The organism is Dactylosporangium sp. NPDC048998 (genome assembly GCF_043197855.1).
In the GTDB taxonomy this organism is placed as follows: Bacteria; Actinomycetota; Actinomycetes; order Mycobacteriales; family Micromonosporaceae; genus Dactylosporangium.
This window is the reverse complement of the sequence record NZ_JBICTV010000027.1, coordinates 45,857-71,302: the sequence shown is the minus strand read 5'-3', so window position 1 is coordinate 71,302 and position 25,446 is coordinate 45,857. Positions and strand designations below refer to the sequence as shown.

Annotated in this window: 27 protein-coding genes; 13 read left to right on the top strand and 14 right to left on the bottom strand. The window is 69.5% G+C overall.

The window, feature by feature from the left end; genetic code table 11:
- Positions 1-88: 88 nt before the first annotated feature.
- Positions 89-685: a hypothetical protein gene (locus ACGFI8_RS37410; RefSeq protein WP_392811922.1), complete on the bottom strand. Its 597-nt coding sequence runs from the start codon at positions 683-685 to the stop codon at positions 89-91.
- A 190-nt stretch (positions 686-875) separates the two neighbouring features.
- Here ACGFI8_RS37410 and ACGFI8_RS37405 point away from each other — a divergent pair, with 190 nt between their 5' ends.
- The 5 genes from ACGFI8_RS37405 (at position 876) to ACGFI8_RS37385 (ending at position 4,149) form a co-directional block, all read left to right on the top strand.
- A complete protein-coding gene (locus ACGFI8_RS37405) occupies positions 876-1,625 on the top strand; it encodes an IclR family transcriptional regulator (protein WP_392811920.1) in 750 nt (249 codons plus the stop codon).
- A gap of 61 nt (positions 1,626-1,686) precedes the next feature.
- Positions 1,687-2,277 (top strand): TetR/AcrR family transcriptional regulator, encoded by a 591-nt coding sequence (locus ACGFI8_RS37400; RefSeq protein ID WP_392811918.1) that lies wholly within the window; start codon positions 1,687-1,689, stop codon positions 2,275-2,277.
- A complete protein-coding gene (locus tag ACGFI8_RS37395) occupies positions 2,274-2,669 on the top strand; it encodes a cupin domain-containing protein (protein WP_392811916.1) in 396 nt (131 codons plus the stop codon). Before ACGFI8_RS37400 ends, ACGFI8_RS37395 begins: the two co-directional genes overlap by 4 nt.
- A 17-nt stretch (positions 2,670-2,686) precedes the next feature.
- A complete protein-coding gene (locus ACGFI8_RS37390; RefSeq protein ID WP_392811914.1) occupies positions 2,687-3,250 on the top strand; it encodes a DUF4865 family protein in 564 nt (187 codons plus the stop codon).
- Positions 3,247-4,149, top strand: a complete 903-nt coding sequence (locus ACGFI8_RS37385) for a hypothetical protein (protein WP_392811912.1) — start codon at positions 3,247-3,249, stop codon at positions 4,147-4,149. Before ACGFI8_RS37390 ends, ACGFI8_RS37385 begins: the two co-directional genes overlap by 4 nt.
- 69 nt (positions 4,150-4,218) lie before the next feature.
- Here ACGFI8_RS37385 and ACGFI8_RS37380 read toward each other — a convergent pair whose 3' ends face one another.
- On the bottom strand, positions 4,219-4,353 hold the full coding sequence (locus ACGFI8_RS37380) for a hypothetical protein (protein WP_392811910.1): 135 nt from the start codon (positions 4,351-4,353) through the stop codon (positions 4,219-4,221).
- A gap of 31 nt (positions 4,354-4,384) precedes the next feature.
- On the opposite strand from ACGFI8_RS37380, the gene ACGFI8_RS37375 reads away from it, so the two are divergent.
- Positions 4,385-4,897, top strand: coding sequence for a hypothetical protein (locus ACGFI8_RS37375; RefSeq protein ID WP_392811909.1), 513 nt, complete (start codon positions 4,385-4,387; stop codon positions 4,895-4,897).
- A gap of 295 nt (positions 4,898-5,192) precedes the next feature.
- On the opposite strand, the gene ACGFI8_RS37370 is transcribed toward ACGFI8_RS37375, so the two are convergent.
- Positions 5,193-7,430, bottom strand: coding sequence for an NACHT domain-containing protein (locus tag ACGFI8_RS37370; protein WP_392811907.1), 2,238 nt, complete (start codon positions 7,428-7,430; stop codon positions 5,193-5,195).
- A 607-nt stretch (positions 7,431-8,037) separates the two neighbouring features.
- Entirely contained in the window at positions 8,038-8,211 is a 174-nt protein-coding gene (locus ACGFI8_RS37365; RefSeq protein WP_392811905.1) for a hypothetical protein, read from the bottom strand.
- 141 nt (positions 8,212-8,352) lie between these two features.
- Here ACGFI8_RS37365 and ACGFI8_RS37360 point away from each other — a divergent pair, with 141 nt between their 5' ends.
- Positions 8,353-8,736: a nuclear transport factor 2 family protein gene (locus ACGFI8_RS37360; protein ID WP_392811903.1), complete on the top strand. Its 384-nt coding sequence runs from the start codon at positions 8,353-8,355 to the stop codon at positions 8,734-8,736.
- A gap of 172 nt (positions 8,737-8,908) precedes the next feature.
- On the opposite strand, the gene ACGFI8_RS37355 is transcribed toward ACGFI8_RS37360, so the two are convergent.
- Together ACGFI8_RS37355 and ACGFI8_RS37350 are read right to left on the bottom strand one after the other, a co-directional pair.
- Complete coding sequence (locus ACGFI8_RS37355; RefSeq protein WP_392811989.1) at positions 8,909-9,676, bottom strand: amidohydrolase family protein; 768 nt, start codon at positions 9,674-9,676, stop codon at positions 8,909-8,911.
- Positions 9,677-9,838: 162 nt separating this feature from the next.
- Positions 9,839-11,026, bottom strand: coding sequence for a trans-sulfuration enzyme family protein (locus ACGFI8_RS37350; protein ID WP_392811901.1), 1,188 nt, complete (start codon positions 11,024-11,026; stop codon positions 9,839-9,841).
- 156 nt (positions 11,027-11,182) lie between these two features.
- On the opposite strand from ACGFI8_RS37350, the gene ACGFI8_RS37345 reads away from it, so the two are divergent.
- Positions 11,183-11,626, top strand: coding sequence for an Lrp/AsnC family transcriptional regulator (locus tag ACGFI8_RS37345; RefSeq protein WP_392811899.1), 444 nt, complete (start codon positions 11,183-11,185; stop codon positions 11,624-11,626).
- Positions 11,627-11,652: 26 nt separating this feature from the next.
- On the opposite strand, the gene ACGFI8_RS37340 is transcribed toward ACGFI8_RS37345, so the two are convergent.
- The 5 genes from ACGFI8_RS37340 to ACGFI8_RS37320 form a co-directional block, all read right to left on the bottom strand.
- The gene (locus ACGFI8_RS37340; protein WP_392811897.1) at positions 11,653-12,315 is read right to left on the bottom strand and encodes a response regulator; all 663 of its coding nucleotides are present in this window, start codon (positions 12,313-12,315) and stop codon (positions 11,653-11,655) included.
- Positions 12,315-13,574, bottom strand: a complete 1,260-nt coding sequence (locus tag ACGFI8_RS37335; protein WP_392811895.1) for a sensor histidine kinase — start codon at positions 13,572-13,574, stop codon at positions 12,315-12,317. The genes ACGFI8_RS37340 and ACGFI8_RS37335 overlap by 1 nt, the downstream gene beginning before the upstream one ends.
- Positions 13,575-13,663: 89 nt before the next feature.
- On the bottom strand, positions 13,664-14,614 hold the full coding sequence (locus ACGFI8_RS37330) for a D-alanine--D-alanine ligase (RefSeq protein WP_392811893.1): 951 nt from the start codon (positions 14,612-14,614) through the stop codon (positions 13,664-13,666).
- The gene (gene alr / locus ACGFI8_RS37325) at positions 14,611-15,720 is read right to left on the bottom strand and encodes an alanine racemase (RefSeq protein WP_392811891.1); all 1,110 of its coding nucleotides are present in this window, start codon (positions 15,718-15,720) and stop codon (positions 14,611-14,613) included. Before alr ends, ACGFI8_RS37330 begins: the two co-directional genes overlap by 4 nt.
- A complete protein-coding gene (locus ACGFI8_RS37320) occupies positions 15,717-16,328 on the bottom strand; it encodes a M15 family metallopeptidase (protein WP_392811889.1) in 612 nt (203 codons plus the stop codon). Before ACGFI8_RS37320 ends, alr begins: the two co-directional genes overlap by 4 nt.
- A gap of 286 nt (positions 16,329-16,614) precedes the next feature.
- Between ACGFI8_RS37320 and ACGFI8_RS37315 the strand changes: the two genes are divergently transcribed.
- Entirely contained in the window at positions 16,615-16,974 is a 360-nt protein-coding gene (locus tag ACGFI8_RS37315) for a VOC family protein (protein WP_392811888.1), read from the top strand.
- A gap of 65 nt (positions 16,975-17,039) precedes the next feature.
- On the opposite strand, the gene ACGFI8_RS37310 is transcribed toward ACGFI8_RS37315, so the two are convergent.
- Positions 17,040-17,474 (bottom strand): VOC family protein, encoded by a 435-nt coding sequence (locus ACGFI8_RS37310; protein WP_392811886.1) that lies wholly within the window; start codon positions 17,472-17,474, stop codon positions 17,040-17,042.
- A gap of 130 nt (positions 17,475-17,604) precedes the next feature.
- Between ACGFI8_RS37310 and rox the strand changes: the two genes are divergently transcribed.
- Complete coding sequence (gene rox, locus ACGFI8_RS37305) at positions 17,605-19,017, top strand: rifampin monooxygenase (RefSeq protein ID WP_392811884.1); 1,413 nt, start codon at positions 17,605-17,607, stop codon at positions 19,015-19,017.
- 157 nt (positions 19,018-19,174) lie between these two features.
- On the opposite strand, the gene ACGFI8_RS37300 is transcribed toward rox, so the two are convergent.
- Positions 19,175-20,566 (bottom strand): ricin-type beta-trefoil lectin domain protein, encoded by a 1,392-nt coding sequence (locus ACGFI8_RS37300; protein ID WP_392811882.1) that lies wholly within the window; start codon positions 20,564-20,566, stop codon positions 19,175-19,177.
- Positions 20,567-21,090: 524 nt separating this feature from the next.
- On the opposite strand from ACGFI8_RS37300, the gene ACGFI8_RS37295 reads away from it, so the two are divergent.
- From ACGFI8_RS37295 to ACGFI8_RS37285, 3 genes are read left to right on the top strand one after another with little or no spacing between them, the layout of a single operon-like run.
- A complete protein-coding gene (locus ACGFI8_RS37295; protein ID WP_392811881.1) occupies positions 21,091-22,815 on the top strand; it encodes a condensation domain-containing protein in 1,725 nt (574 codons plus the stop codon).
- Between the two features lie 5 nt (positions 22,816-22,820).
- Positions 22,821-23,738, top strand: coding sequence for an ABC transporter ATP-binding protein (locus tag ACGFI8_RS37290; RefSeq protein WP_392811880.1), 918 nt, complete (start codon positions 22,821-22,823; stop codon positions 23,736-23,738).
- Entirely contained in the window at positions 23,722-24,552 is an 831-nt protein-coding gene (locus tag ACGFI8_RS37285) for an ABC transporter permease (protein ID WP_392811878.1), read from the top strand. Before ACGFI8_RS37290 ends, ACGFI8_RS37285 begins: the two co-directional genes overlap by 17 nt.
- Here ACGFI8_RS37285 and ACGFI8_RS37280 read toward each other — a convergent pair.
- On the bottom strand, positions 24,542-25,345 hold the full coding sequence (locus ACGFI8_RS37280) for a thioesterase II family protein (RefSeq protein ID WP_392811877.1): 804 nt from the start codon (positions 25,343-25,345) through the stop codon (positions 24,542-24,544). The genes ACGFI8_RS37285 and ACGFI8_RS37280 overlap by 11 nt on opposite strands.
- Between the last annotated feature and the right edge of the window lie 101 nt (positions 25,346-25,446).

Sequence of the window (25,446 nt, the reverse complement as noted above, 5' to 3'; positions counted from 1 at the left end):
AGTGGAAAGGTAGGTGTGAGGATCGGGTCGCGCGCCAGCGCCGGTCACGACGCCGAGGCCGACGGGCCCTGGGCCGCCGACCTCGCCATCATTGCGGACCCGGCGTCGTGCTTCTGCGGATGCGTGCGGTCCGGATGGCGACGAGGATGCTGGTCGGAAGGGCCAGGACGTGGGGCAGGCAGACTATTGGGTCCCCGACGAGGAGCCCGTAGGTGAGCCAGAAGGCGCTGGCGGCGGCAGCGAGGACGTACATGCGTGCCGACACCCCGGCCACGCCCTCCTCCGTTCGCGGGGCGAGCAGTTGCGGCACGGCGGTGAGCGCTGCGCTCGTCACGGCTACGACGGTCAGTAGCGGCAGATAGTGAGCCGTGCCGAGCATCGCGACGCTGAGCAGCCCGAATGAGATTGACGCCCGGGTCCGCAGCGCCGATTGCTGACGGCTCAAGATCACCGTCAACGTGAGGAAAGCCGCGAGCGGTGGAATCTGCCCAGCCAGCAGGCCAAGGTCGTGGCGAACCACCGCGTAGCAAGCCCAGGCGAGTCGGGACATGTAGCCGGCAAACACCGTGCCCAGCGAGAGACCCGCCACGGTGCGCAGCGCCCTGGTGACCTGAGGCCAGGCATAGACCGCGTTCAGCGCCGTGCCAGCAAGGCTGACCAGCGTGGCGGCGTCCGAGTTCATCATCGTCCGGGTCTTTCCGGTGGGCGGTGGCGGCTGGTCACCGCTGTTCAGCGTCCGCCGGTCACGTCGAGCGTCGTAGCGATACCGCGGGTGCCACCGTCAGATACCTGCATGTCAATCCTCCTGTGGTGAAGCGTGTCGGGCCGTGACCCTATGGGTCGGCACGACGCCCTGGCGATGCGAGAATCACTCAATGAGTCGCGACGCGGCGTCGTCGATGATCGGTCGTGTCTTGACGCTGCTCGACGCCGTCGCGGAGGCCGGCATCACCAATCGCCGCGACCTCGCCCGAGCAACCGGTTTGCCCCAAGCGACATGCAACCGGATCGTCGCGAGGCTCGTCGCGGAGCGCATGCTCGCCGAGGGACCTGCGGGTTTGCGCCTGGGGTTGCGGCTCTTCGAGTTCGGTACTCAGGCCGCTCAGGCCGGCCTCACCCTGCTCGACGTCGCGGGCCCGTACTTGCTCGACCTACACGGCGCGCTGGGCTGGACGGTTCAGCTCGCCGTTCTGGACGGCGACACCGTGATCTACCTGCTCAAGATCGATGCCCGCCACCGTCCCCGACTCGATACCCGCGTCGCCGGGCGCTTCCCACCGCACTGCACAGGAGCGGGCAAGGCCATGCTCGCGTTCAGCCCTCCCGAGCTGGTCGACAGTATCCTCGACCGAAGCGCCCTCACCGCCCGCACGCCTTCGACCATCACCAGCCGCCCACTCCTGCTGCGGGAACTGCATGCGACGAGGCGCCGTGGCTACGCTATCGATCGCGGCGAGTTCCAGACCGGCCTGACCGGTGTCGCCGTACCCATCCGCCAACGCACACGACTCGTCGGTGCGGTGACGGCCAGCGGACCCACTGAGTCGTTCGACCCACCACGCGCTGCCCACGCCGCACGGGTCGTCGCCCGGTTGATTGAAGCCCGACTGGCCCCGGGTCCGTAACAGACGATCGCAGGGCAGAGGGGGAGTTGTCCGACCCCATTGTAACTACTAGTATGTACACATGCCGAGAGCTGGTGGCACCACCCGCGATCATCTGATCGAAAGCACCCGGGAACTTCTCTGGGAACGCGGCTATGCGGCGACCAGCCCGCGCGCGATCCTCGACAGGGCGGGCGCCGGGCAGGGCAGCATGTATCACCATTTCGCCGGTAAGGAAGACCTGGCCGCTGCGGCGATGCGGGACACCGCGCAACAGCTGCTCGCGCGGGCCGAGGCGGACCTGGCCGGCGACGGTTCCGCGTTCGAGCGTTTGAAGGCGTATCTGCTGCGCCAACGCGAAGTCCTGCGTGGGTGTCCGGTGGGACGGATGACCGGCGACGCCGAGGTCCTTGGGTCCGCAGTCCTGCAGCACGTGGTCGCCACCACGTTCGACCAGCTGCGGGGACACATCGTGGCCGTCATCCGTGACGGTGTGAACAACGACGAATTCGACGGCAGTGTGCAACCTGCCGAGCTCGCGGACACCGTGCTCGCCGTCGTGCAGGGCGGCTACGTGCTGGCCCGCGCGGCCGGCGATCCTGCGCCGTTCGACCGTGCCGTCCGCGGCGCCGTCGCGATGCTCGAACACATCCGAAGGAAGGAAGCCCCATGAGGCGGATCGACGCCACGCTGAGCGATCTTCCGAACGGGTCGCGCTTCACCGGCTCGGTCTCCGGGCTGCACCTCGCTCCACCGGAGGACCCGCAGTTGCACGCCTACGTCGTGCGCTTTGACGCCGGCGGGCGCACCGCGTGGCACGCGCACGAGCGGGGTCAGCTGCTGATCTGCATCGACGGCTACGGCTATGTCGGCACGCGCGACGGCCACCTCATCGAACTGCGGCCCGGCGTGTCGGCGTGGACCGACCCGGGCGAGGAGCACTGGCACGGCGCCGCTCCACAGTCCACGATGACCCACGTCGCCGTCCAGACCGAGACGCCAGGCAGCGACTCCGTGCGTTGGCTGGAGCAAGTCGACGGCAACCCGTGGGAGGCGAAGCGGTGAGACAAGGACAGCTGTTGATGCGATACCCCATCGCGCTGCCAACCGACTACGACATGGAGATCATTCGGACACGGGTGCGAACGAGAGGCGGCGCGCTCGACAATCGCAGAGGTCTTCGGTGCAAGGCGTACTGCATCCGTGAGGTAGGTGTCGACGGGTCGCAGGTGAACCAGTACGCACCCTTCTACCTGTGGGCGGACAGCAGCGCCGCGGCCGAATTCCTGTGGGGCGCCCAAGGTTTCGACGGCATCGTGCGCGACTTCGGCCGACCGCAAGTGCAGACCTGGGTGCCGGCCGCGCTCGGTGTGGGCGGGTGCGGAAGATCAGCCGTCACCCACGCGTGGTTACGAACTGAGGTGATCGACCAGGCCGCCGATCTCGTCACGGTGGCGGAGGCGCTGAAAGCAGCGGTGGGCGCCCGAGCCCAACATCCGGGAACTCACCTCGCCTTCGCAGGCATCGATCCGACGACTTGGCAGGCGATCGAGTTCACGATGGTCGCCGGACTCGATCGCGCGACGATGCCGGCTGACGCCACGCTCTTCACCGTGTTGCACATCAGCGAACCGGACCAGCAGTGAATCGTCCGACGTCGGTACGCACCGTACTCGGCGACATCACCTCCGATCGGCTTGGCGTCACAAATTCTCACGATCATCTATTCCTCCGTACGCCGGCGCTGCCCGGACAGGAACTCGACGACGTGAAGGCCGCGACAGCCGAGGCGCAGGCGTTCGCCGCCGCCGGGGGCCGCACCGTCGTCCAGTGGACACCCCGCGGACTCGGCAGACGTCGCGCCGATCTTGCCGCGATCGCCGCGGCGACGGGACTGCATATCGTGGCGGCGAGCGGACGACATCGCGCCATCCACCACGATCCCGAGGAGGCCAGACGAACGGCTGACGACCTCGCCAGGTTGATCGTGGACGACATCACCTCAACGACCCATCCTTGCGGACTGGTGAAGATCGGTACCGGCTACCACCACCTCGACACGTTCGAACACGTCTCCCTCGAAGCCGCGGCGGTGGCGCACACACTCACCGGCGTACCTGTCGCGGTCCACCTCGAACTCGGCTCGGCCGGCGACCTGGTCCTCGAGGAACTGAGCAAAAACAGTGTCCCGTCAACCTCGACCGTGCTCGGCCACGTCGGCCGCAACCCCGACAACGGCTACCTGCTCGAACTGGCCAGCAGTGGCGCGTTCCTGTGCTTCGACGGTCCGTCCCGCGCGAACCATCCCACGGACTGGCGCACCCCAGCCCTCGTCGAACTCCTCGCCACACGCGACCACCTCCACCAGGTACTCGTCGGCGGTGACACCACAACCGCGGCGGCGAGGTCAGTGACATCCGGACCCGGTATGCCGGGCCTGCTCCACCACTTCCGCCACACCATCACCCAGCGAATCAGCGACGACGCATGGGAGACGATCACCGTCGCCAACCCGGCCCGTGCCCTCACCTTGCGACCCCGATGAACCGAGCCCTACCCGCCGGCGCCCGACGGTGCTTATCAATGACCCGTTGCATCGTGGCGTTGTCGCAGGTCATCCCTTGATTTGACAGGACTGCTGATTCTGCATTGCTTTCTCCGCCGCCGCCGCCGCCGCCGCCGCCGCCGCCGCCGCCGCCGCCGCCGCCGCCGCCGCCGCCGCCGCCGCCGCCGCGGTCTCGGCCGCCACCCGTGACCGGCTCGCCAACAAGATCACCGCGATGGAAGTCCGTTCCCGGTGGCGCAAGCTCGACCCCACCACCCAGGCCACCCTCGTGCTGGCGTTCCTACGCACCAACCTGACCTATCCCGAGCTGGCCGTCGCCAACGCGATCAGCACCGCCACCTGCCGACGCATCATCAACGAAGGCATCGAGCTGCTCGCCGACCGCGCCATCCGCCTGTCCGGGGTGGTCCGCCTGGCCCGCAAGGCCGGCTGGGAGTACCTGCTCATCGACGGCGTCAACGTCCCCACCGTCGTGTTCGCCCGCCGCCAACGCCACTACTCGGGCAAGCACAAGCGGCACGGGGTGAACGTGCAGACCATCTGCGCCCCGACGGCCGGCTGCTGTGGGCCTCGGCCGCCCTACCCCGCAAGGCCAACGACATCACCGCCGCCCGCCACCACCTTCCAAGCAAGATCTCTAACCTGCTCGGGCTGCTCGACGACCTGGGCTACCTCGGCCTCGACGGCGTCGCCACCGGGTTCCGCCGTCCCCGTGGCGGACAACTGACCCCGGCCCAGCAGGCGGCCAACCGACTCCACGCCGCCCTACGCGGCAGCGCCCAGCTGAAGTGGTTCCGCGTCCTTGCAACCGAGCTGCGCTGCCGCCCCAACCGCTGCACCCGCATGATCAAGGCCGTCCTGACCGTCTACTACCGCGAGCACCAGCCGTTCGCGGCGTGAGACCACCACACTTCCGCGAGCTATACCAGGATGATCAAGCACCTGAGCAGGGCAAGATCCGATCAAGCCTCCCTGTCAAACCAGAGGCCGACCAGGACAAACGTCAGGATGAACTGAGCTCATTACGTCTCGGGAGTGCTTTCCCCGATCGCGTTGCCTTGGTCGTTGGATGGTTTGGAGGTGAGCGTCCCCGCGGATCTTGACGGCGAGGGCTGATCGCGTGCGGCCAGCTCAACTGGGTTGGCGAGCAGATCCTGCAGGGCGGCGTGGCGGAATTGGTACACAGGGCCGGCCTGCCGCAGCACCTGCCTGTCGAGTGCGGTCTGGAGCAATGCGATGAACCTTACGCGCTGGCCGCGCAACGCCCAGATCAGTTCAACCATAGTCAATTCCAGGGCTGGTCCCCGCCCGAATATGAGCACACCCGCAAGCATGGCTGCAAGCCCGCTAACGAGCCCGAGCCCGAGTCCGACGCTGAGGCCGCTCCCGAGCCCGACGACGAGCCCGCCAACCAGCCCGGCGACGAGCCCAACTGAACCGGTCCGTTTGCGATCTGAGCGGTAGACCTCTATCGGAGTCGCCGCCCCTGTGGTTGCCAGTGGGGTGCCCCACAGAGTCAGCAGGCTGTCCACGAGATCGACTACGAGCCCGCCAACGAACCCCAATCCGAGCCCGAGCCCGAGCCCGCCCCCGAGCCCGACCGTGAGTCCGCCAGCGAGCCCGAATCCGAGCATGCCCCACCACCCAAGAGTTATCCCGCCCGTGAGCGCAAACATGAGCACGGCCACGAGCGTGGCCACGAGCACGGCCACGAGCCCGACCATGAGCCCGGCAGCGAACCCCCACGCGAGCATGACCACGAGCACGAGCCCGAGGACGGACTGGGCCCAGGATTTGGCCGCCTCACGGATTTCCCTGGGGTCGGGCCAGCGCACGACGAGGGATTTCGGTTCGCTCTCCCACTCGGGCAAGGCCCAAAGCCCGACCGCGAGCCCGACCACCACCCCCACCGCGAGCCCGACCGCGAGCCCGACCACCAGCGCCACTGCCAGCCCCACCGCGAGCCCAATCACGGGTCCCAACAACCCGAAAAATACGACTCGTTGCTTGAGGGGCGCCCAGGTAGAGATGTCCCACCAACGCAGATCCCGGCCGCCGTCAAGACAGGAGGCGATCAAGGACAACCACTCCGCAGCGTACAGACGCTCAGCCCGATCGGGATAGGCGAAGAAGACGGATCGGACGAGCAAGTGCCTTAGGAGGGCATCCGGCGTTGGGTGGGAGTCGCTGTTTAGCAGATCCGCGGGGTCAGACCGGGCATAGGCGTCGCGGGCAAGGGTCAGCGCAAGCGGGGACGTCAGCGTACGGGCAGCAACGCTGTCGGGATTTACCTTCAGGTAGTCCGTCACGTGCCGCCACGCCTGGTGGCGGTCACCGAGTTGTTCGGCAAGCAGGAACGCCCGGGCGTGGTCGACGTCCACCGGCAGGACGTCGATAACCGCCGCCCCCCAAAGTCGGCCATGCTCGACGGCGGACCGATATTCCTCGGGTCGGCTGGTCAGCACCAGCCGCAGCCCAGCCGCATCCCGGTCGAGCTTCGTCAGCGCGGTTGCCCGCATGGCCGGCGGCATTTCGTCGAGGCCATCAAGGAACAGCGCGACATGGTCGGCCAGAATGAGCCGTTGGGCGGTGCCGGGCCCGCCGCGCTCGGCGGCTTCGAGACCGGGATAGGTGCGCTTGAGGGTGGCCGCGGCCCATTCCTGCAACGAGGTCGTGTCGGGGTTCCATCCGCCGAGGGTGAGCCATACCGGCACCGGCTCGGTGCTGCCCGGCTCGCGTGCACGCAGGATGTCGATCAGCAGGAGCAGCATCGCCGTCGTCTTCCCGGCACCAGGGCCGCCGAGGATGACAACCCGCGCCGGGTCGGGAAGCTGCCCGTACAACTGCTCGCGCAGCTCAGTAACGACGCCTTCGGTGAGCAGCTTGGACTGCAGCTGTCCGGCCGGCACGGCGACGTTCTGGTCGGCCCACCGCCACGCCACTGCCGCCGGCGACGGGGTGACGATACGCCGGTCCTTGGCCTGCTGCTGCCAGTAGCGCAGCGTTTCGCGGGCCAGGTATTCGGCGGCGGCCTGCCGCTGCTCGGCCGCGGGCCTGCTGACGGCGTCAGTCTGGCCGGCTTTGCGTGGCCACAGCGTCAACAGCGCTACGATCAGCGCCGCGACGCCAGCTAGCCCGCCGATAACGTTCGCATTGCCGACCAGCCCCTCATTGGCCGCGTGACCACGGAACATCCACACGACGGCAGCGATGGACGCTAGCAGCGCCGCGACAATCAGTGCTTGAATCCGCCGATCCACGGCTATGAGTGTCGCTGAGGACGACAAGTGGCAGCACGGAATCCGTCAAGATCTTTTGGACACCGAGTTGTCGGTTGTACTGTAATGGCGCCGGCGCTGCCCAGAGTGTTGAACGCATCAACGAATCTAGATCAAGTTCGCAAGAACTTTCGTGGTCGCCTCCGGCGATATGCCAGGCGATCGGCTCGCCGAGCATATCGGTCGGCGGGGTCACGGTGTACGCCCAACACCAGCGACGTTCCCCGACCGCACCGGTTGGTCGGGGAACGTCGTGTGGTGTGTCGGCTCGCCACGGGGGCACTCAATACCAGGCCGGGGCACTACGAGGTCGAACCCGTCGACAGGTGCTGCACATGCACGGGGGTGCGGAGAGTGACCGACATGGTGCTCTCCTGGGACAGGCGCACGACCAGATCGGCGTCGGCGGCGGTGCTCATCCCGTGCGCGATTCGCGAGCACGGCGACCGGCTGGGGCAGGTTCAGTAGCCGGCTCTGGCCCCGGCACCCCGACTTGGCGAAGATTCGGCGCGCTGATCCTCTGCGCGTCCGCCGGGTTCGCCAGCGGGTCTGCGCGTCCGTCCTCGCGGTAATCCACGTCCGCTCCAGGTCAGCCTGCACAGGCGAGCAGTTCCAGCGCCTCGTCCCGGCTCAACGGCACCGCCTGCGGGTACGGGTCCTCCGACCCGGGCGGCGCCAGTGCGTCCCGGCGGCGCGGCTCGTCGAACCGTGCCGCCGCAGTCAGCAACGTGAACCGCCGCTCCACCTCGTCCGGTGTGACCACGCGTCCATCTTCCGTCAGATCAACCTGACGTCACGTCAACCTGACGGACTCCGTTCGGTGCCCGGGCGGACGAGTGCGGCACTTTGGTAGATCGCTGCCCTTCAGTACTGGAACGACGATGATCGAGCTAACCTCGTCGCTATGTCCGCGATGACGGAAGTCCTCAAAGATCTTGAAAAGCGTCGTCTACGCGCGTTGGTTGACGTGGATGCAGACATCCTGAACGAGATGCATGCCTCTGACTTCGTGTTGGTCCATCCCAGCGGCGGCACGTGGTCAAAGGCGCAGTATATCGGTGGGGTCGTGTCGGGAGAGATCGACTACCGGAAGTTCGAAGCAGTTTCCGATGTCGAGGTGATGGTGGACGGAAATCTGGCGGTACTGCGATACCGGTCAACCATCGAGATTCACGTCCGCGGCCAGGAGCCCGGCCCGCTCGAGTGCTGGCATACAGACTGCTATCGCAGGGTGGACACGGGTTCGCCTTGGCAGGTGGTCTGGTCGCAGGCGACGGAATGCGCCTGACACCAAAGCCGCCCCAATCCAGTGAACTACGGGTTGGCCGGGCGTTGTAGGTAGATCATGGGGTCGGGTGCCGCGGTGGGGTACGGTTCGGCGTCGGTGTAGCCGAGGCGGCCGGAATCGTTCGGGAGGGTACGCCTCCCGACGTTCATCCGCAGGTTTCGAGCAGGCGCGGTTACTCCGATTCTGGCCGGGGATGCCAGGTTCCGTCGAGCGGAATGCCGGCGGCCGCGGCGATCCGGTTGCGCGATTCCACCAGTCGGGTCTGCAGCGCCGGCAGGTCCACGTCCACCAGCCGGCCGTCGCGTTTGACCACGCGGCCAGCGACGAGAACCGTGTCGACCAGGCCGGGATGGCCGGCGGCGACGATCGTGCCGGCCGGGAACACGGTCAGGTCGTCGGCGCGCAGCAGGATCACGTCGGCGTCTTTGCCGGGCGTGATGCTGCCCGTTCGGGCGGCAAGCCCGCACGCCCGGGCGCCGTCGACGGTGGCGAACTCCAGCACGTCCCGGGAGCGCAGGCTGCCGTCCAGGCCGCGCTGCACCGCGTAGGCGGTGCGCATGGTGGCGAACATGTCGCCGCCGGCTGACGGGCAGTCGTCGATGGACAGCGTCGGACGCAGGCCGGCGGCGAGCATGCGGCCGGTCTCCGGCCAGCCGAAACCCATCTTCAGCTCGACGTCCGGGCTGATCGAGACCGAACTGCCGGCGTGGGCGAGCATCCGTAGCTCGTCGTCGCCGATCCCGTTGGCGTGCACGAAAGTCGTGGTGTCGGACAGCAGGCCGTGCTCAAGGAGCTCGGCGATCGGGCGGCCGCCGGCCCCGCCGGATTCGATGTGCACGCTGGTCCGCAGCCCGAGATCGGCCGCCAGCTGCAGGTCCTCGGCGACGGTGTCCATTGTGGTCATTTCCGGCCCGCGCAGCCCCAACGCCATGGTGACCAGGCCGTCCCCGGAAAGTGCAGACCGGACGCTCCGCGTCCGGCGCGTCGATTCGCTCGGCCACCTCGACGATCACGCCGTCTTCGAGCAGCACGTCGCCGCGGTCGAGATCGCCGACAGCCGGGTCCATGCTGACCACGGTGCCGCCAGTGAGCAGGGTCCTCATCAGGCGCTCGCCGCTGCCGCGACCACCGCGTCGGCCGCGGCGAGCGCGTCGGCAACCAGGTCGGCCGTGTCCTCCGTGCCCGCGGCCAGCCGGACCAGGCCCAGCGGAACCCCAGACTCGGCGATCTGTTCCTCGCTGAGCATCCCGCGCCACATGGACGCCGGATGCACGGCCAGAGATTCCACGCCGCCGAGGCTGGCGGCCCGGCGGGCGTAGCGCAGCCGGCCGAGGAACGCGTCGGCCGCCTCGAAACCGCCGGCGAGCTCAACGCCGAGTACCCCGCCGAAACCGCTCATCTGGCTGCCCGCCAACGCGTGCTGCGGGTGCGTCGCCAGGCCGGGATAGTGCACCCGGGCCACGGCTGGATGGTCCTGCAGCGCCTCCGCGAGCGCCTGGCCGTTGACGTTGTGCCGTGCCATACGCAGCGGCAGGGTGCGCAGGCCGCGTAGCAGCAACCACGCATCGAACGGGCCGAGCACGGCGCCGGTGAGCACGGCGACATCCCAGATCTGGTCCAGGATCTCCGCCGGCCCGGCCAGCACCCCGGCGGACACGTCGGAATGGCCGTTGAGGTACTTGGTCGCGCTGTGCCAGACCAGATCGATGCCGAAGTCTGTCGGTCGCTGGTTCACCGGAGTGGCGAAGGTGTTGTCCGCCACGGTCAGCACGTCATGCGCGCGGGCGAGGTCTGCCACGGCGCGCAGGTCGGTGATCTGCAGCAGCGGATTGCTCGGCGATTCCACCAGAATCAGGCGGGTCTGCGGGGTCAGCGCCTTTTCGAACGCCTCCGGGTCGGTCTGGTCCACCTGGGTGATCGATACGCCCAGCCGTGGCAGCAGGTTCAGCAACACCGACGCCGTGCCTCCGTAGGTGGACTTCTGCCCGATCACGTGGTCACCGGCCGACACCAGAGCCAGCACGGCGGTGGTGAGCGCCGCCATCCCGGAAGCGGTGACCATTGCCGCCTCGGCACGCTCCAATTCCGCGACTACGGCCGCGACCTGCGCATGGTTCGGGTTCCCATAGCGGGTGTAGAAGCCCTGGCTCCGCCGGTCGACGGCGGCCTGCGCGAACTGCTCCGCATCCCCCGCCCAGAACGTCGCAGTCTGGTAGATCGGCGGCGCCACCGCGCGGCCGCGATGGACATCGCGATCGGCGTGAACGGCAACCGTGCTGCTGCCGGACATGGTTCCTCCTTTTGCTGGACCACCGGACATGCCGGCACAAGTGTGGCCGACCGGCACGCTGACGCGAACCGATCTCGGCAACTTTGGCAGCAAGTAGCGCATCCACTGAGGTATGTGATTGTGCTAGTCATAGCCGCTGCGCAATAATCTGCCAACATGGACGACGTGGACCGGTCGATACTGGCCGTGCTCGAGCAGCATGGCCGGATCAGCAACGCTGAACTCGCCACCCAGGTCGGCCTGTCGCCATCGCCCTGCCTGCGGCGCGTGCGCCGGCTGGAGGAAACCGGGGTGATCCGCGGTTACCGAGCGCTGATCGATCCCGCCGCAGTCGGCCGCAGCCTGCGGGTGTTCGCCGGTGTCCGGCTGGTGCGGCACGCCCGCGCGGATGTGGTCGCGTTCGAGCGTGCGGTCATCCGACTGCCCGAAGTGGTGTACTGCCACCACGTCACCGGCAACTACGACTACCTGCTGCACGTCGAGGTCGCCGACCTGCCCGCCTACGAGGACTTCCACGCCAACCGCCTGGCCGGCCTGCCCGGCGTGGCCGCGGTGACCAGCTACGTCACGATGAAGTCGCTCTCCGCCGACACCGCGTGATCGGCGGCTGCCGCCTGCCCGGTCGCTCAGACCAGCCCGTGCTCGTGGGCGAACACGACGATCTGCACCCGGTCGCGCAGCGCCAGCTTGCGCAGGATGGCGCCCACATGGGTTTTGACCGTGGACTCGCTGGCGAACACCGTGCCGGCGATCTCCGCATTGGACAGACCGCGGGCCACGGCGGTGAACACCTCACGTTCCTTGTCGGTGAGCCCAAGGAACGCCGCCGGCGGTGTTACCTCGGCCTGGAACTGCCTGTCCAGCAAAGTGGCCAGGTCCTGCGGGGCGAGTACGGCGTTGCCGCCATGGACGGTGCGGATCGCGTCGCGCAGCATCAGCGGCGTGGTGTCCTTGAGCAGGAAGCCGCTGGCGCCGTGGCGGATCGCGGTGGCGGCCCGGTCGTCGAGGTTGAAGGTGGTCAGCACGATCACGCGGACAGGCTTGGTCCGCCGGGCGACCCGCTCGGGTGTGAAGATCTGCCTGGACGCCTCGACGCCGTCCATCTGCGGCATCCGGATGTCCATCAGTACGACGTCGGGCCCTAACTCCTCGACAAGGCGGACCGCCTCCACCCCGTCGCCGGCCGCGCCGACCACGCGCATGCCTTCCTGGGCGTCGATGATGACCCGTACTCCTTCGCGGAAGAGCTCCTGATCGTCGACGAGCAGCACGGTGATCTCGTCGCTCATCACGCGCCGCCTCGCACGGGCACGAACGCGGTCACGGTGAAGGTGGTGCCGGCGGGTTGCTCGCGGCGGCGCACGTCGAGGTGGCCGCCGATCGCTTCGAGCCGGCGCCGCATGCCGTCCAGGCCACGTCCGGCGAGGGTGCCGTCGTGACCGGAGTCCTCGGTACCGGAGGCTTCGGTCATGTTGGTCACCTCGATGCGCAAGGTGTCGGCGACGCCGCCGGCCGGTTGCGCGGACGGCCAGTGCCGCTCGGCCGTAATGGGCTGGTCCCGCCGGCCGTGCTTGATGGCGTTGGTGAGCATTTCCTGGAAGACCCGGTAGGCCACCGCCGCGGCCTCCCGCGGCAGCTGACGCGGTGTGCCCAGCTCGGTCGCGACGATCTCGTGTCCGCTGCCGCGCACCCCGGCGATCAGAGCGCCGAACCGGTCCGCATCACCACGCACCGTGGCCGTGTCCTGGGTCGAGGAGAGCACCTGCCGTACATCCTGCAGGGACGAGCGCGCCGAGGTGGCGATCGTCTGCAGGGTCTTCTTCAGCTTCACGGTGTCGTCCAGGTACTGCCCCGACTCGGCCTGCGCCAGGATCACCGCGAGCGAGTGGCCGACGACATCGTGGACGTCACGGGCCAGGCGGGTCTGCTGATCGCGCAGATGAGCGATTTCACGGGCATGTCCCGTCTCGCGCCGTGCCCCGGCGGCGGCCTCCTCCGCCGCGAGCATCGAGGCCCGCGAGGTGCTCGCCCGTTCGAGCAACCGCATCACCAGCCCGGCCGGCCAGGGAGCGGCGACGACCAGCAACCCGATCAGCGACAGGGTCAGCTGCACAGTCGGCTCCTGGCGTACCACGGCGCCCAGCTTCGACCCGCCCAGCAGGAGGTGGAGGCTGACAATGTTGCCCTTTTGCAGGACGAACGCCACGACCACGGCCAGCGGCACGGAAAGCGCGCTGATCACCACGGTCGGCGGGCGGCCCCACCGCGCGCCGCCGAAGAACACGGCGGTCAACGTGAACTCGATCAGCATGACCGGCGCACCGCTCAGCACGTGGAACAGGCCCAGCCCCCATACCAGTCCGAGCGCCGCGTCCGGCGCCCGGCGGCACATCCCAACCGCGAACGCGACGGCCAGCGCCTGCACGAAGCCTTCCGTCCGGCCACCCGTCATCGCCCATGTCAGGACGGCCTCGGTGAAGCCGATCGCGAGCACCATGAACGCCGCGATCGCCTCGGGCAACCATGGGCGCCAGCCCGTTTCGCTCATCCGGTCATCCAGGTGGGTGGGGGCACGTCACCCAAGGCAACCATCCGTAGGGCTTGACCTGCAAAGTAGGTGATGATCGCCACGCGGGTTCAGGCCGGCAGCGCATCGCGCACCAGCAGATCGAGCAGGGCATCAAAGGACATTCCGGTCGCGGCGAACATTCTGGGCACCTGCGACTGCGCGGTGAAGCCTGGCGTCGTGTTCACCTCGTTGAGGACCGGCCCCTGATCGGTGAGGAAGAAGTCGACCCGGGCGACCCCGCCGCAACCCAGCGCGTCATACATGTTCGCCGCCGCCTGTTCGAGGTCCCTGCGGGCCACCTCGTCCAGCGGGGCCGGGATGAGGAAGTCCGGCGAGCCGCCGTACTTGGCGGCATGGTCGAAGATCTCCCCGTCGGGTACGACGATCTCCAGCGCCGGCGCCACGACACGCGACCCGTCGGGGCGGCCCAGCACCGCCACGTCGATCTCACGGCCGCTCACGAGATCCTCCACCAGGATCCGGTCGTCGTGGGCGAACGCGGCGTCCAGGGCCGGGCCGAGCCCGGCCGCTTCACGTACCAGGGTGACCCCGTAACTGGATCCGGCGGCGACGGGTTTGACCACGACCGGGTGAGTGAAGGTGTACGAGTGCGCGTTGGCGCGCGTGAGCAACTGGCCGGGCGCCGTGGCGATGCCGAGCGCGCCGGCGACGAGTTTGGTAGCCCACTTGTCCATCGCCAGCGCGCCGGCGCCCAGCGGTGATCCCACCCACGGTACGTCGGCCAGGTCGCACAGCGCCGCCAAAGTGCCGTCCTCACCGTGCGGACCGTGCAGTACCGGGAAAGCCACCGCGCAGGAACGCAGGGCGTGAACCGCCCCGGCCAGACCGATCGGGCGGTCCTCCCGGTCGCGCCAGACGCCGGCGGGATCGATGGTGAGGCGAACGGTGTGGTAGCCCGCCTGTTCCAGGGTGTCGGCCACCGCGGCGGCCGAGGCGAGGGACACGCCGTGTTCGCAGTTGCGGCCGCCGCCGATCACGGCGACGCGGGTGGGGGTCATGAGGCGCTCCTTCGGTGCAGCCGGGCGCTGAGGCCCGTGACGATCTCGTGTTCGAGGGTTTCGGCCCAGCCGGCCCATTGCGCTGTGGTCGGCTCGCCGTGGTCGCCCGGGCCGAAGACGGTTACGGGGTCGCCAACGGATACCGTGGTATCGGGGCCGAGATCGACGACGGTCATGTCCATGGAGATCCGGCCGGCCACCGGGCGGCGCGTGCCGCCGACCCAGACCTCGGCACGGCCCGAGGCCAGCCAGGGAAGGCCGTCGGCGTAGCCGACCGGGATCAGGCCCAGCCGGGTCGCTCGCCTGGCCGTCCAGGTGTGCCCGTAGCCCACCGCAGTGCCGGCCGGGACGCTGCGGATGGTCACCAGCGGGGCGGTCAACGTCAGGGCGGGCCGCAGCCGTACCGTGCCCGACTCGTCGATGCCCACCAGGCCCGCGCCGATACGGCTCATGGTGTGGTGCGACAGCGGATCGCTGAGTGTGGCGGCCGTAGCGGCGAGGTGGTGGTCGGCCGGGCGCAGGTCCGCGGCCCGGGCCACCCGCAGACCCCAGGTGAACCGGTCACGGCCCGACGCGTTCGCGGCGTGGCCGGGCTGGTCGGCGCAGGGCAGGTGGCCCATGATTCCGACGACGCGTACGAGGCCTAGCCGCTCGGCCTGCCGGGCGGCACGGCAGAGCCGGTCCCACCGGGCGGGTTCGGCGCCGTCACGGCCCATGCCGGTGTCCAGTTGCAGGTGGATGCGAGCCCCTGGAGCGGTACCGGCAATCGTGTGCAGGTGGTCCAGGCCTGGAACGCCGAGTTCGATGTCCAGCCTTACCGCCGCGGCGAAGTCGGCATCCAGCGGGTTGAGCCAGCTCAGGATCCGCTGGGTCAGGCCCGCAGCGCGCAGCGGCCGAGCCTCGTCGATGCTGGTGACGCCCAAGCGGGTCGCGCCGCCGGCGAGGGCGGCATGCGCGACGTCGATCTGGCCGTGGCCGAAGCCGTCGGCTTTGACCACAGCCATCAGTTCGCCGGCCGTACGAGATTTGATGGTGCGCACGTTGGCGGTGACCGCGCCCAGGTCGACCTCAAGGATCGCCTGCGGCCGTAACGCCAGCAAGCTCATCGCAACACCGGGCCGTACAACGCGGCAGCGGAACCGGTGGCCAGCGCCCAGTAGCGGTCGCCATAGGAGTAGTGCCACCACTCGGTGGGATAGTTGACCAGCCCTTCCCGGCACAGCACCCGGGCGAGCAGGTCCCGGTTGGCCCGCGCCTCGCGGCTGATCCCGTCCGCGGCGAAGTAGCAGCGGCCGCCGGACTCCTCCGGGGTGGCATCGATCGCGGTTCCCAGGTCGAGTTCCCGTCCCGCCGAGTCGACCAGGGTCACATCGACAGCCGCGCCGGCCACGTGGGGCGCCACCGCGAGCGGTGCGACGTATCGGCTGGTGAGGATGTGCAGGTCCGGCTCGCCGATGCCAGGCCGGGTGGCACGGATCTCGGCCGAGTAGCGCTCGATGATCGCCTGCTGCCGGTGCGCCGGCCGATAGCCCTCCACCACGCGCAGGTGGATCCCCGAGGGCAGGGCCGCCGACGCGGACTCCAGCCGGGTAGCCAACTCGCGGCGCACCAGGGCTTTGCCGGGTCCAAATCCGGGATCGAGGATAACAAGGGGCTCATCGACGTCGCGGACAGGAACGGCGGATACCCGTGGATCGGACAGCAAGAGGATCATGGCATTACGGTGACCGGCGCGCTGACCCGGATGCCTCCGTCTTAGGTGCCGATGATCGGTCCTCAAGGCTGAGCCGCCGGACCCGAGGGAGGAGGCCGTCGGGCCCGGTTCCGGCATTCCGGACACCACATTGGGATGGCGTTGCGGGTTCAGCCCGCCGGGGGCAGCGCCGCCGACGGGTCGGTCCGCACGACGACGCGGTCGGTGGCGGCCATCGAGACCGGGCTGTGCCGCGGATCCGTCACGGCCAGCCGCGCCACTGGTCCTGCGGTCTAGACTCGGCGGCATGGAGAAAGTGCTGGGCCTGGGTGGCCTCTTCTTCCGGGCCAGGGACCCGATGGGTCTTGCCCAGTGGTATCAGAACAATCTCGGCCTTGCCGTCTACCCGGCCACCGACGAGCCGTGGCAGCAGGAGGCGGGCCCCACGGTGTTCGCCCCCTTCGAGGCCGACACCGAATACTTCGGCCGCACCGACCAGCAGTCGATGGTCAACTTCCGGGTCCGCGACCTTGACGCGATGCTCGCCCAGCTCAGGGCAGCCGGCGCGGCCGTCGACGACGAGGTGATGGAGGAGTCCTACGGCCGCTTCGGCTGGGTCACCGACCCCGAGGGCAACCGCATCGAGCTCTGGCAGCCGCTCTCGTAATTCGGCCGCGCCGATCACCGCTGGATTCGGGCTCGTGGACACCGAGCGGTGGTTCTCGTGGCCACTCAGTCGAGACAGAACTCGTTGCCCTCGATGTCCTGCATCACGAGGCACGACTCGTTGACGCCATCGGCAAGCAGGAGTCGCACGCGTACCGCGCCGAGCGCGACCAGTCGTGCGCATTCGGCCTCAAGTGCGGCCAGGCGCTCTTCACCCACGAGCCCGGTGCCGACCCGCACGTCAAGATGCAGCCGGTTCTTGACGACCTTGCCTTCGGGAACGCGCTGGAAGAACAGTCGCGGGCCCACACCTGAGGGATCAATGCATGCGAACGCTGAACCCTGATGCTCAGGCGGCAGCGCGCGATCGAAATCGTCCCAAGTAGCAAACCCCTCCGGTGGCGGCGGTACGACGTACCCCAACACCTCGCACCAGAAACGAGCGACGCGCTCAGGTTCTGTGCAGTCGAAGGTGACTTGGATCTGCTTGACCGACGGCATCGGTCCACCATAGAGGCAACAAAGGCAGGAAAACGCTACCCCCTGCCACTTTCAAGATATAGCGCACCCGGGGGCTTGCGGCAAGACCCGGGTCGGGGCGCAGAATCGTCGGCCGAGACGTGGGGGTGTCATGGTTGACGTGATCATTGCCGGCGGCGGACCGACCGGCATGATGCTGGCGAGTGAGTTGCGGTTGCACGGCGTGGCCGTGGTCGTGCTGGAGAGGGAGGCGGAACCGAGCGGCCATGCCCGGGGGCTGGGCCTGCACGTGCGCAGCATCGAGGTGCTGGACCAGCGGGGCCTGCTGGAGCGGTTCCTCGCGCTCGGCAGGCAATACCCGCTCGGCGGGTTCGCCGGCATCAACAAGCCCGCGCCCGAGCGGCTGGACACCGCGCACCCGTACATCCTCGGCATCCCGCAGAACCTCACCGAGCGGCTGCTGACCGAGCACGCCGTGGAGGTCGGCGCCGAGATCCGGCGCGGCAGCGAACTGGTCGGGCTGAGCCAGGACGACGACGGGGTAACCGCCGAACTTGCCGACGGTACGCGGCTGCGTGCGCGCTTCCTCGTCGGCTGCGACGGCGGTCGCAGCACGGTGCGCAAGCTGCTCGGCATCGGCTTCCCCGGCGAGCCTGCCAGCATCGAGTGGCTGCTGGGCGAGCTGGAGGTGGGAGCGTCGCCGGAGGCCCTGGCCGCCGTGGCCCAGTCGCCGCGCCTGCGGTTCGGCCCGGCGCCTCACGCGGAGGGGGTGTACGGCTTCGTCGTGCGCACCGAGGAGGTGGCCGACGACCGCCCGGCGCCGCCCACCCTCGAGCAATTCAAGGAGCGGCTGCGGGCGCTGGCCGGCACCGACTTCGGCGTGCACTCGCCGCGCCGGCTGACCCGCTTCGACGACGCCACCCGGCAGGCCGAGCGGTACCGGTCCGGCCGGGTGCTGCTGGCCGGCGACGCGGCGCACATCCACCCGCCGATCGGTGGGCAGGGCCTCAACCTCGGCATCCAGGACGCGTTCAACCTCGGCTGGAAACTGGCCGCCGAGGTCGGCGGCTGGGCGCCCGACGGTCTGCTGGACAGCTACCAGACCGAACGGCACCCGGTGGCCGCCGACGTGCTGGACAACACCCGCGCCCAGGCCGTACTGACCTCGCCCGAGCCGGGTCCCCGGTCGGTGCACCGGCTGGTGTCGGAGCTCATGGACTTCGAGGAGGTGAGGCGGTACCTGATCGAGAAGATCACGGCGATCGGGATCCGCTACGACTTCGGCGACGGGCACCCGCTCGTCGGCCGCCGGCTGCGGGACGTCGGGCTGCAGCGGGGCCGCCTCTACGCGCTGATGCACGGCGGCCGCGGGCTGCTGCTCGACCAGACCGGCCGGCTCTCGGTGGCCGGTTGGGCCGACCGGGTCGACCATGTCGTGGACGTCAGCGAGGAACTGGAGGTGCCGGCCGCGCTGCTGCGCCCGGACGGCCACGTGGCGTGGGTCGGCGACGACCAGCGGGACCTGCTCCGCCAGCTACCCCGGTGGTTCGGCGACGTCGGCTGAGCGCGCGCCAGCACGGCGGTCACCGAGGTCGACGCGGCCGCCCAGAACCTCGTCAGCGCCGCTGGTCGTCTGCAAACGCTGGTGGGGCGCTTGCAGTCCTGACGCATCAGCGGTCCCGTGCGGCGCGCTGCGCCGCACGGGACCCGGACGGAGCGGGTCAGCCGGTGAAGCCGGCCGTGATCTGGGTGAAGGCCCAGTCGGACTGGGCGATGCCGGAGCAGGTTTCCTGGATGCCGCCGCCGGCGCACCCGCGGTCACGGTTGACCGACCAGAACGCGAGCCGGGCGATGTGGTTCGCGTTCGCCCAGTTGCGGATGTTGGTCCAGATCGCCGTCGTGGTGATCTCGGACTGGTCGGAGTAGCCGTTCATGCCGGAGATGCCGACGTGGGCGTACGCCGTGGCGTCGGACCAGCCGAACGCCGTCTTGAGCTGGTTCTTCAGGCCGTTGGCGGCGTTGACGGTGTTGCCGTACATGTCGGCACCGCCGCCGAAGTCGAACGGCATGATGGTGAAGACGTCGATGTTCGCCCCGAGCGCGGCGGCCTGGTTGATCAGGCGGGTGCCCCAGGAGCTCGGGCCGCTCGTGGACGTGCCGAAGGTGACGATCGTCTTGATGCCCGGGTTGTTCTGCTTGACGATCTTCAGCGCGCCGAGAATGCGGTCCTGGACGGTCGCGTTCTCGAACTCGTCGGTGTTCTCGATGTCGATGTCGATGTACTTCAGGCCGTACGCGCTGATCACCTGCTGGTACGCGCCGGCCAGCGCGCTGGCGGAGGAGCAGTTCGGGCCGAGCTTGTTGCCGCTCCAGCCGCCGAAGGAGATCTCGACGTCACCGCCGGCGGCACGCACGGCGTTGATGGTCGCCTGGTCGACGCCGCCGGTCAGCGCGCGGGAGCTGTCCCACTTCGGCACGCAGCCGCCGCCGGAAAGCATGAACGCCATGGTGATCTGCTTGATCCCGGTCGCGCTCATCACGGTGCCGATGTTCGGCGGGTTGCCCCAGCCGTTGTAGTAGTACGGCGCGCCCATGACACCTGAGCCACCGCCGCCACCGCCGCCACTGCCGCTGGGGACGTTCCACTTCTGGTTGGCGCCGCCGGAGCAGTCCCAGATCTGCAGTGGGGTGCCGTCGGCCGAGCTGGGGCCGGTGGCGTCGAGGCACTTGTTGGACTGCGGGTTGACGATGTCTTTGGCCGAGTTGGCGACCCACTGCTGGGCGCCGGTGCCGTTGCAGTCCCAGATCTGCACCTTGGCGCCGTTGGCCGTCGATCCGCCGGAGACGTCGAGGCACTTGCCGAGGGCACGGATCGTGCCGTCGGTGCCCACGGTCCAGGTCTGCGCGTTGGTGCCGTTGCACGTGTACAGCTGCACCTGGGTGCCGTTCGCGCTGTTGGCGGCCGCGACATCGACGCACTTGCCGCCGTAGCCGGTGATCGCCCCCGTGCCCGCGGCGGCGGCGACGCCCGGGACGAGGATGACGGTGCCGAGCACGGCGGTGGCGGCCGCGACGAGGACCCGGCGTAGGTACGCCGATCGTCGTCTGTCCATGAGGTACTCCTGAGGGGTGTGGGGGGAGATGGACCCTGATCGAATTGGCGGACTTTTTTCATATCGCAAACTTGCCTAACTGTAAAGAGACCTTCCATTTCTCCGGACCCCGCCAGCCCCACTGCCGCAACACCCTCGAGAACGCCGAGAAGGAAGATGGACCTCGCCGGACGGCTCGGCCTGGACCGGCTCGAGGCGCGCCTCATCGAAGGGGGAGCGGACGCGAGCGCCGGCACGCCGGCCATCGCGCCATTGAAAGATAGATTTGAATCTAGGAATCTTATGCTGTTAGGCTGGCGTCGTCCGGCAGGCCGCGATCGACCGGCCGCCGGCCACCTCTGTGGGCGCGTGACAACGGCAACCGAGGTCGAGATTCATCCGCGGTCAGGTGGCGCGACAGAGCGGTCGCCGGGATGGTTGGCGGCGCACGCGGCCGGCAGGGGTGGCGATCATGCGGCGGTTTCCCCAGCGCGAAGACACGGGACGACCCGACCGCCTTCGGGCGTGCGTGGTCGGAGTCCGGCATGCGTGAGACCCTGACGTGCATCCGCTGCCCGGTGCCCGCGCGCGTCGCGCGCACCGGCCGGCGGCCGGCCACCTGCGGCCAGCGGTCGATGTGGGACGTGCTGGCCTGGCTATATCCGGAAACCCAGCGTCACAACATGCTGCAGATGGCCCCGGTCCCGCAGGGGCGGACCCGCGCCGAGGTCCTTGCCTGCGTCGGCGAACTGTTCTCCCGCCACGAGTCGTTGCGGACCCGTTACCAGGTCGCAGGCGACGGAGAGCTCTGGCAGTACCTGGCCCCGGACGAGACGCTCGACGTGGAGTTGTTCTCGGTCACCGCGGGCCAGGTCAACGAGCTCTACCGGCTGGTCCAGCACGAGCTCACCGAGACCCGCTTCGACCTGACCTGCCAGTTGCCGCTGCGGGTCGTCGTCGCCGAGGTCGACGGGGTACCGCTGGCGGTCGCGTTCACAGTCTCGCACATCGCCGCCGACCTGACCGGTGCCCGCGTGATGCGCGCTGAGCTGTCCGGACTGCTGGAGGCTCCCGACGGTGCCTCCCTGCCGCCGCCGCGGTGGCAACCGTTCGAACAGGCCGAGTTCGAGGCGTCCCCGGCCGGACGCGAGGCGTTGTCCCGTTCGATGCGGCGCTGGCAGGCCGCCATCGAGGTGCTGCCGAGAACCCAGCTCGCCATGGACCGGATCCCGCCCGCCGAGCCCGCGCGGTTCTGGTCCGGCGACCTGCGTTCCCGGGCGCTGCCCGCGGCCTTGGCGGTGCTCGCCCGGCGGTACCGTACGAGTACTGCGGCCGTGGCGCTTGCGGCGACCGCCGTGGTGCTCGGTCACCGCGCCGGCGTCGAACGGTGCGCCCTCGGACTGATCGCCAGCAACCGCGTCGATCCGCGCCTCGAACACGCCGTCGGGAACATCACGCAGATCGTGTGGACCGACGTCGACCTGTCCGGTCCGACGTTCACCCAGGTCGTGCGGAGTGCCGGGGCCGGCGCACTGTCCGCGTACCAGCGCGGGCTGCACGACACCCGCCGGCTGGAGGAGCTGGTCGCCGAGGTCGGCCACCGGCGCGGCGTGGCCATCGACGTCTCCACGTTCTACAACGACACCCGTGTGCGGGCAGGCCTGGAGGCGGCGGGGGAGGACTCGCCGGAGGAGATCGCCGCCGCCCGGGCCGACTCCTCGTTCGCCTGGAGCAGCTGGCTGGAACGGGAGCGGATGACCGGTTACCTGGTCCTCGCCGACGACGAAGAGCCAGGCTGGGCCCGGCTATCGATCATGACGGACACGACCCTGCACCCCCCGGAGATCGCCCGCCGGTTGGTGGAGGGCGTCGAGGCGGTGCTGGTGGCCGCGCTGCGCGAGTCCACGTTGACCGAACTGCGCGCGGCCACCGGTCTCACCCCGCCGGAACGGGGCGCGGGATGGGTCCTGATCGAAGGGTGCTGGACCCACCTGCCGGCGGTGGAGCAGCTGGTCCGCGACGCGGTGCAGCCGGCGGACGTGCGGGTGGTGGCGGAGTGGCACGACGGCGACCGGGTGGAGATCGCCGCGCACGTGGTGGCGCCCCAGCGGGCCAGGACGCCGCAGGAGGTGCACGACGCCTGCATGGCGCTGCTCGACGACCGGCGGACCGCGACGGCCCCCCACCGCTACGTGCTGTACGCGGCAGGCACCGACGTCGACGTGGCGATCGGCGGCGCGCCGGCACTGGCCGCGGGGCCGGGCCGGTGAGGGGCGTGCCGGCGGACCGTCCGGCGGTGCGGCTGCGCGGGGTGCACAAGCGCTACGGCGACGTCGTCGCGGTCGGCGGCGTCGACCTCGAGGTCGTCGCGGGCGGCTTCCTCGGGCTGCTCGGCCCCAACGGGGCCGGCAAGTCGACCACCATGCGATTGCTGACCGGGCAGAGCCGCGCCGATCAGGGCGAGGTCGAGGTACTCGGCCAGCCGATGCCGGCCCAGGGGAGGCGGGTGCGGTCCCTGACCGGCGTGGTGCATCAACACGACAGCCTGGACGAGGACCTGACCGCCCGGGAGAACCTCGACGTGTTCGTCCGGCTGACCACCGTGCCACGCCCGGCTCAGCGCGGGGCGGTCGCACGGGCGCTGGACGTCGTCCGGCTCACTCAGCGAGCCGACACCCGCGTGCGCGAGCTCTCCGGCGGCATGCGCCGGCGGCTGCTGCTCGCCCGGGGCATCGTTGCCGCACCCCGGCTGCTGCTGCTGGACGAGCCGACGGTGGGCCTGGACCCGCAGGCCCGGCAGGATCTGTGGGAGATCCTGGACGGGCTGCGCGCCGGTGGTACCACCGTCGTGATGTCCACCCACTACATCGAGGAAGCCGAGCGGCTCGCCGACGAGGTGGCGGTGCTCTTCGCCGGCCAGGTCATCGCCCGGGGCGCACCGACCGCCCTGTTGCAGCAGCACGTCGGCGCGCAGGCCGCCGAGTACCAGGGCGACCGTAGCAGGCGGGCCGCGGTCGAGGCGGCCGCGTCCGTCGCGGGGCAGCCGTACCGCCGGACCGGCCTTTCGGTGTCGCTGCTGCGCGCGGAGCGGATGCCGGAGGGGCTGCGGCGCGAGATCGGCCCACCGGACGTACTGCGACGCACCACCCTGGAGGACGTCTTCGTGGAGCTGACCGGTGAGCTCTTTGGCTGAGAACTCGGTGGCGGTGACGGAGCCGGTCGGCATCGCCCGGATCGAGCGCACGCCGGCCCTGTTGCCGGCACTGCGTGCGGTCTGGCTGCGCGAGCTGCTGCTGTTCCGCCGGTACTGGCCGGCCGTGACCTTCGGCTCGCTGGTCGAGCCGCTCGTCTACCTGGCCGGGTTCGGCATCGGCTTCGGCGCCCTGGTCAGCTCGGTCGACGGCCGTTCCTACCCGCAATTCCTGGGCCTGGGCATGGTCCTCACCTCGGTGCTGTTCTCCTCGGTCTTCACGGGCATGTTCGAGACGTTCAACCGGCGGGCGTTCCAGCGCGTCTACGAGGCGCTGCTGAGCCATCCGGTGGACGCCTGGGAAGTGGTCACCGCCGAGGCGAGCTGGATCGCGGTGAAATCCTGCCTGTACGGCTGCGCGCCGCTGCTGGTGACCGTGGCCCTCGGCCTGCCGGTGCACCCGCAACTGGCGCTGGTGCCGCTGATCGGGCTGGTTGCGGGCTTCGGCTTCGCGTTGGCCGGCATGTGGGTGTCCTGCCTCGTGCCGGCCATCGACTGGCTGCGGCTGATCGTCTCCGGCGTGCTGACCCCGCTCGTGCTCGCGGCGGGAGTGTTCTTCCCGGTCGACAGACTCCAGGGCTGGGCGGGCACGCTGGTGGCGTTGAACCCCGTCTACCACTGCATGCAGCTGATCCGGCACGCGGCCCACGGCGCCGTGCACGCGGCAGACCTCGGACACGGCGCGGTCCTGGTGCTGGGCACGGCGGCGGCCTGGCTGCTGGCGGTGCGTGCGATGGGCCGTCGCCTCATTGACTGAGCTTGTCCTCGAGGGCGGTGCGCACGCAGGCGGCGAGCTCGGCCCGCGCCGGCGTTGCGTGCCGGTAGAGGAAGAAGTGGTCGCCGGCGAAGATGCGCAGGGCGAACCGGGCCGTGGTGAGCCGCTGCCATCCGGCGATCCACGCCGGCTCCGCCATCCGGTCCTCGGTCCCGCCCAGTGCCAGCAGGGGACAGCCCAGCGGGGTGGCCTCGACGGTGTCGGTGTAGTCCGCCAGCAGGCCGAGGTCGGCGCGCATCACCGGCAACAACCGCTCCATGAGTTCCCGGTGCGCCAGCACCTCGGCCGGGGTGCCACCGAGTCGTTCGAGCCAGGAGATGAGCTCGTCCGCCGGGAGGTCGTGGATGTGGTGCCGTGGCGAGCCGGGCGGCCGGCAGCCGGACACGGCCAGGCAGAGCGGGGCGGAGCCGGCCGCGGTGAGGCGACGCGCGGTCTCGTAGGCGATCTGCGCGCCCATGCTGTGCCCGAGCAACACGAAGGGGCGTCCCGGCGGGCGCGTGGCGAGCACCGTGAGCAGCTCGTCGGTGACACGGTCCATCGTGGACAGTGGGTTGTCGAAGAGGCGGGTGCCGCGCCCGGGCAGTTCGACCGGCACGAATACCAGGTCGGGCTGGTCGTCGGCCTTCGACCAGGGCAGGAACACCGAGGCCGATCCGCCGGCGTGGGGCAGGCAGTACACCGGGATCCGTCCCGACCTGGCGAGCGCGGCCGGATCGCGGTGCCAGGGGGTCCATCTCGTGCGGACATCGGACGTGCCGAAGGCCGATTCCAGCACGTCGACGTCCTTCCTCCTGCCGGCTCACCGGGCGGGCGCGGGCCAATGGTAACAGCGTTGCTGATTCATGTACATCAATAATAAATCTTGCGTCGGTCGAT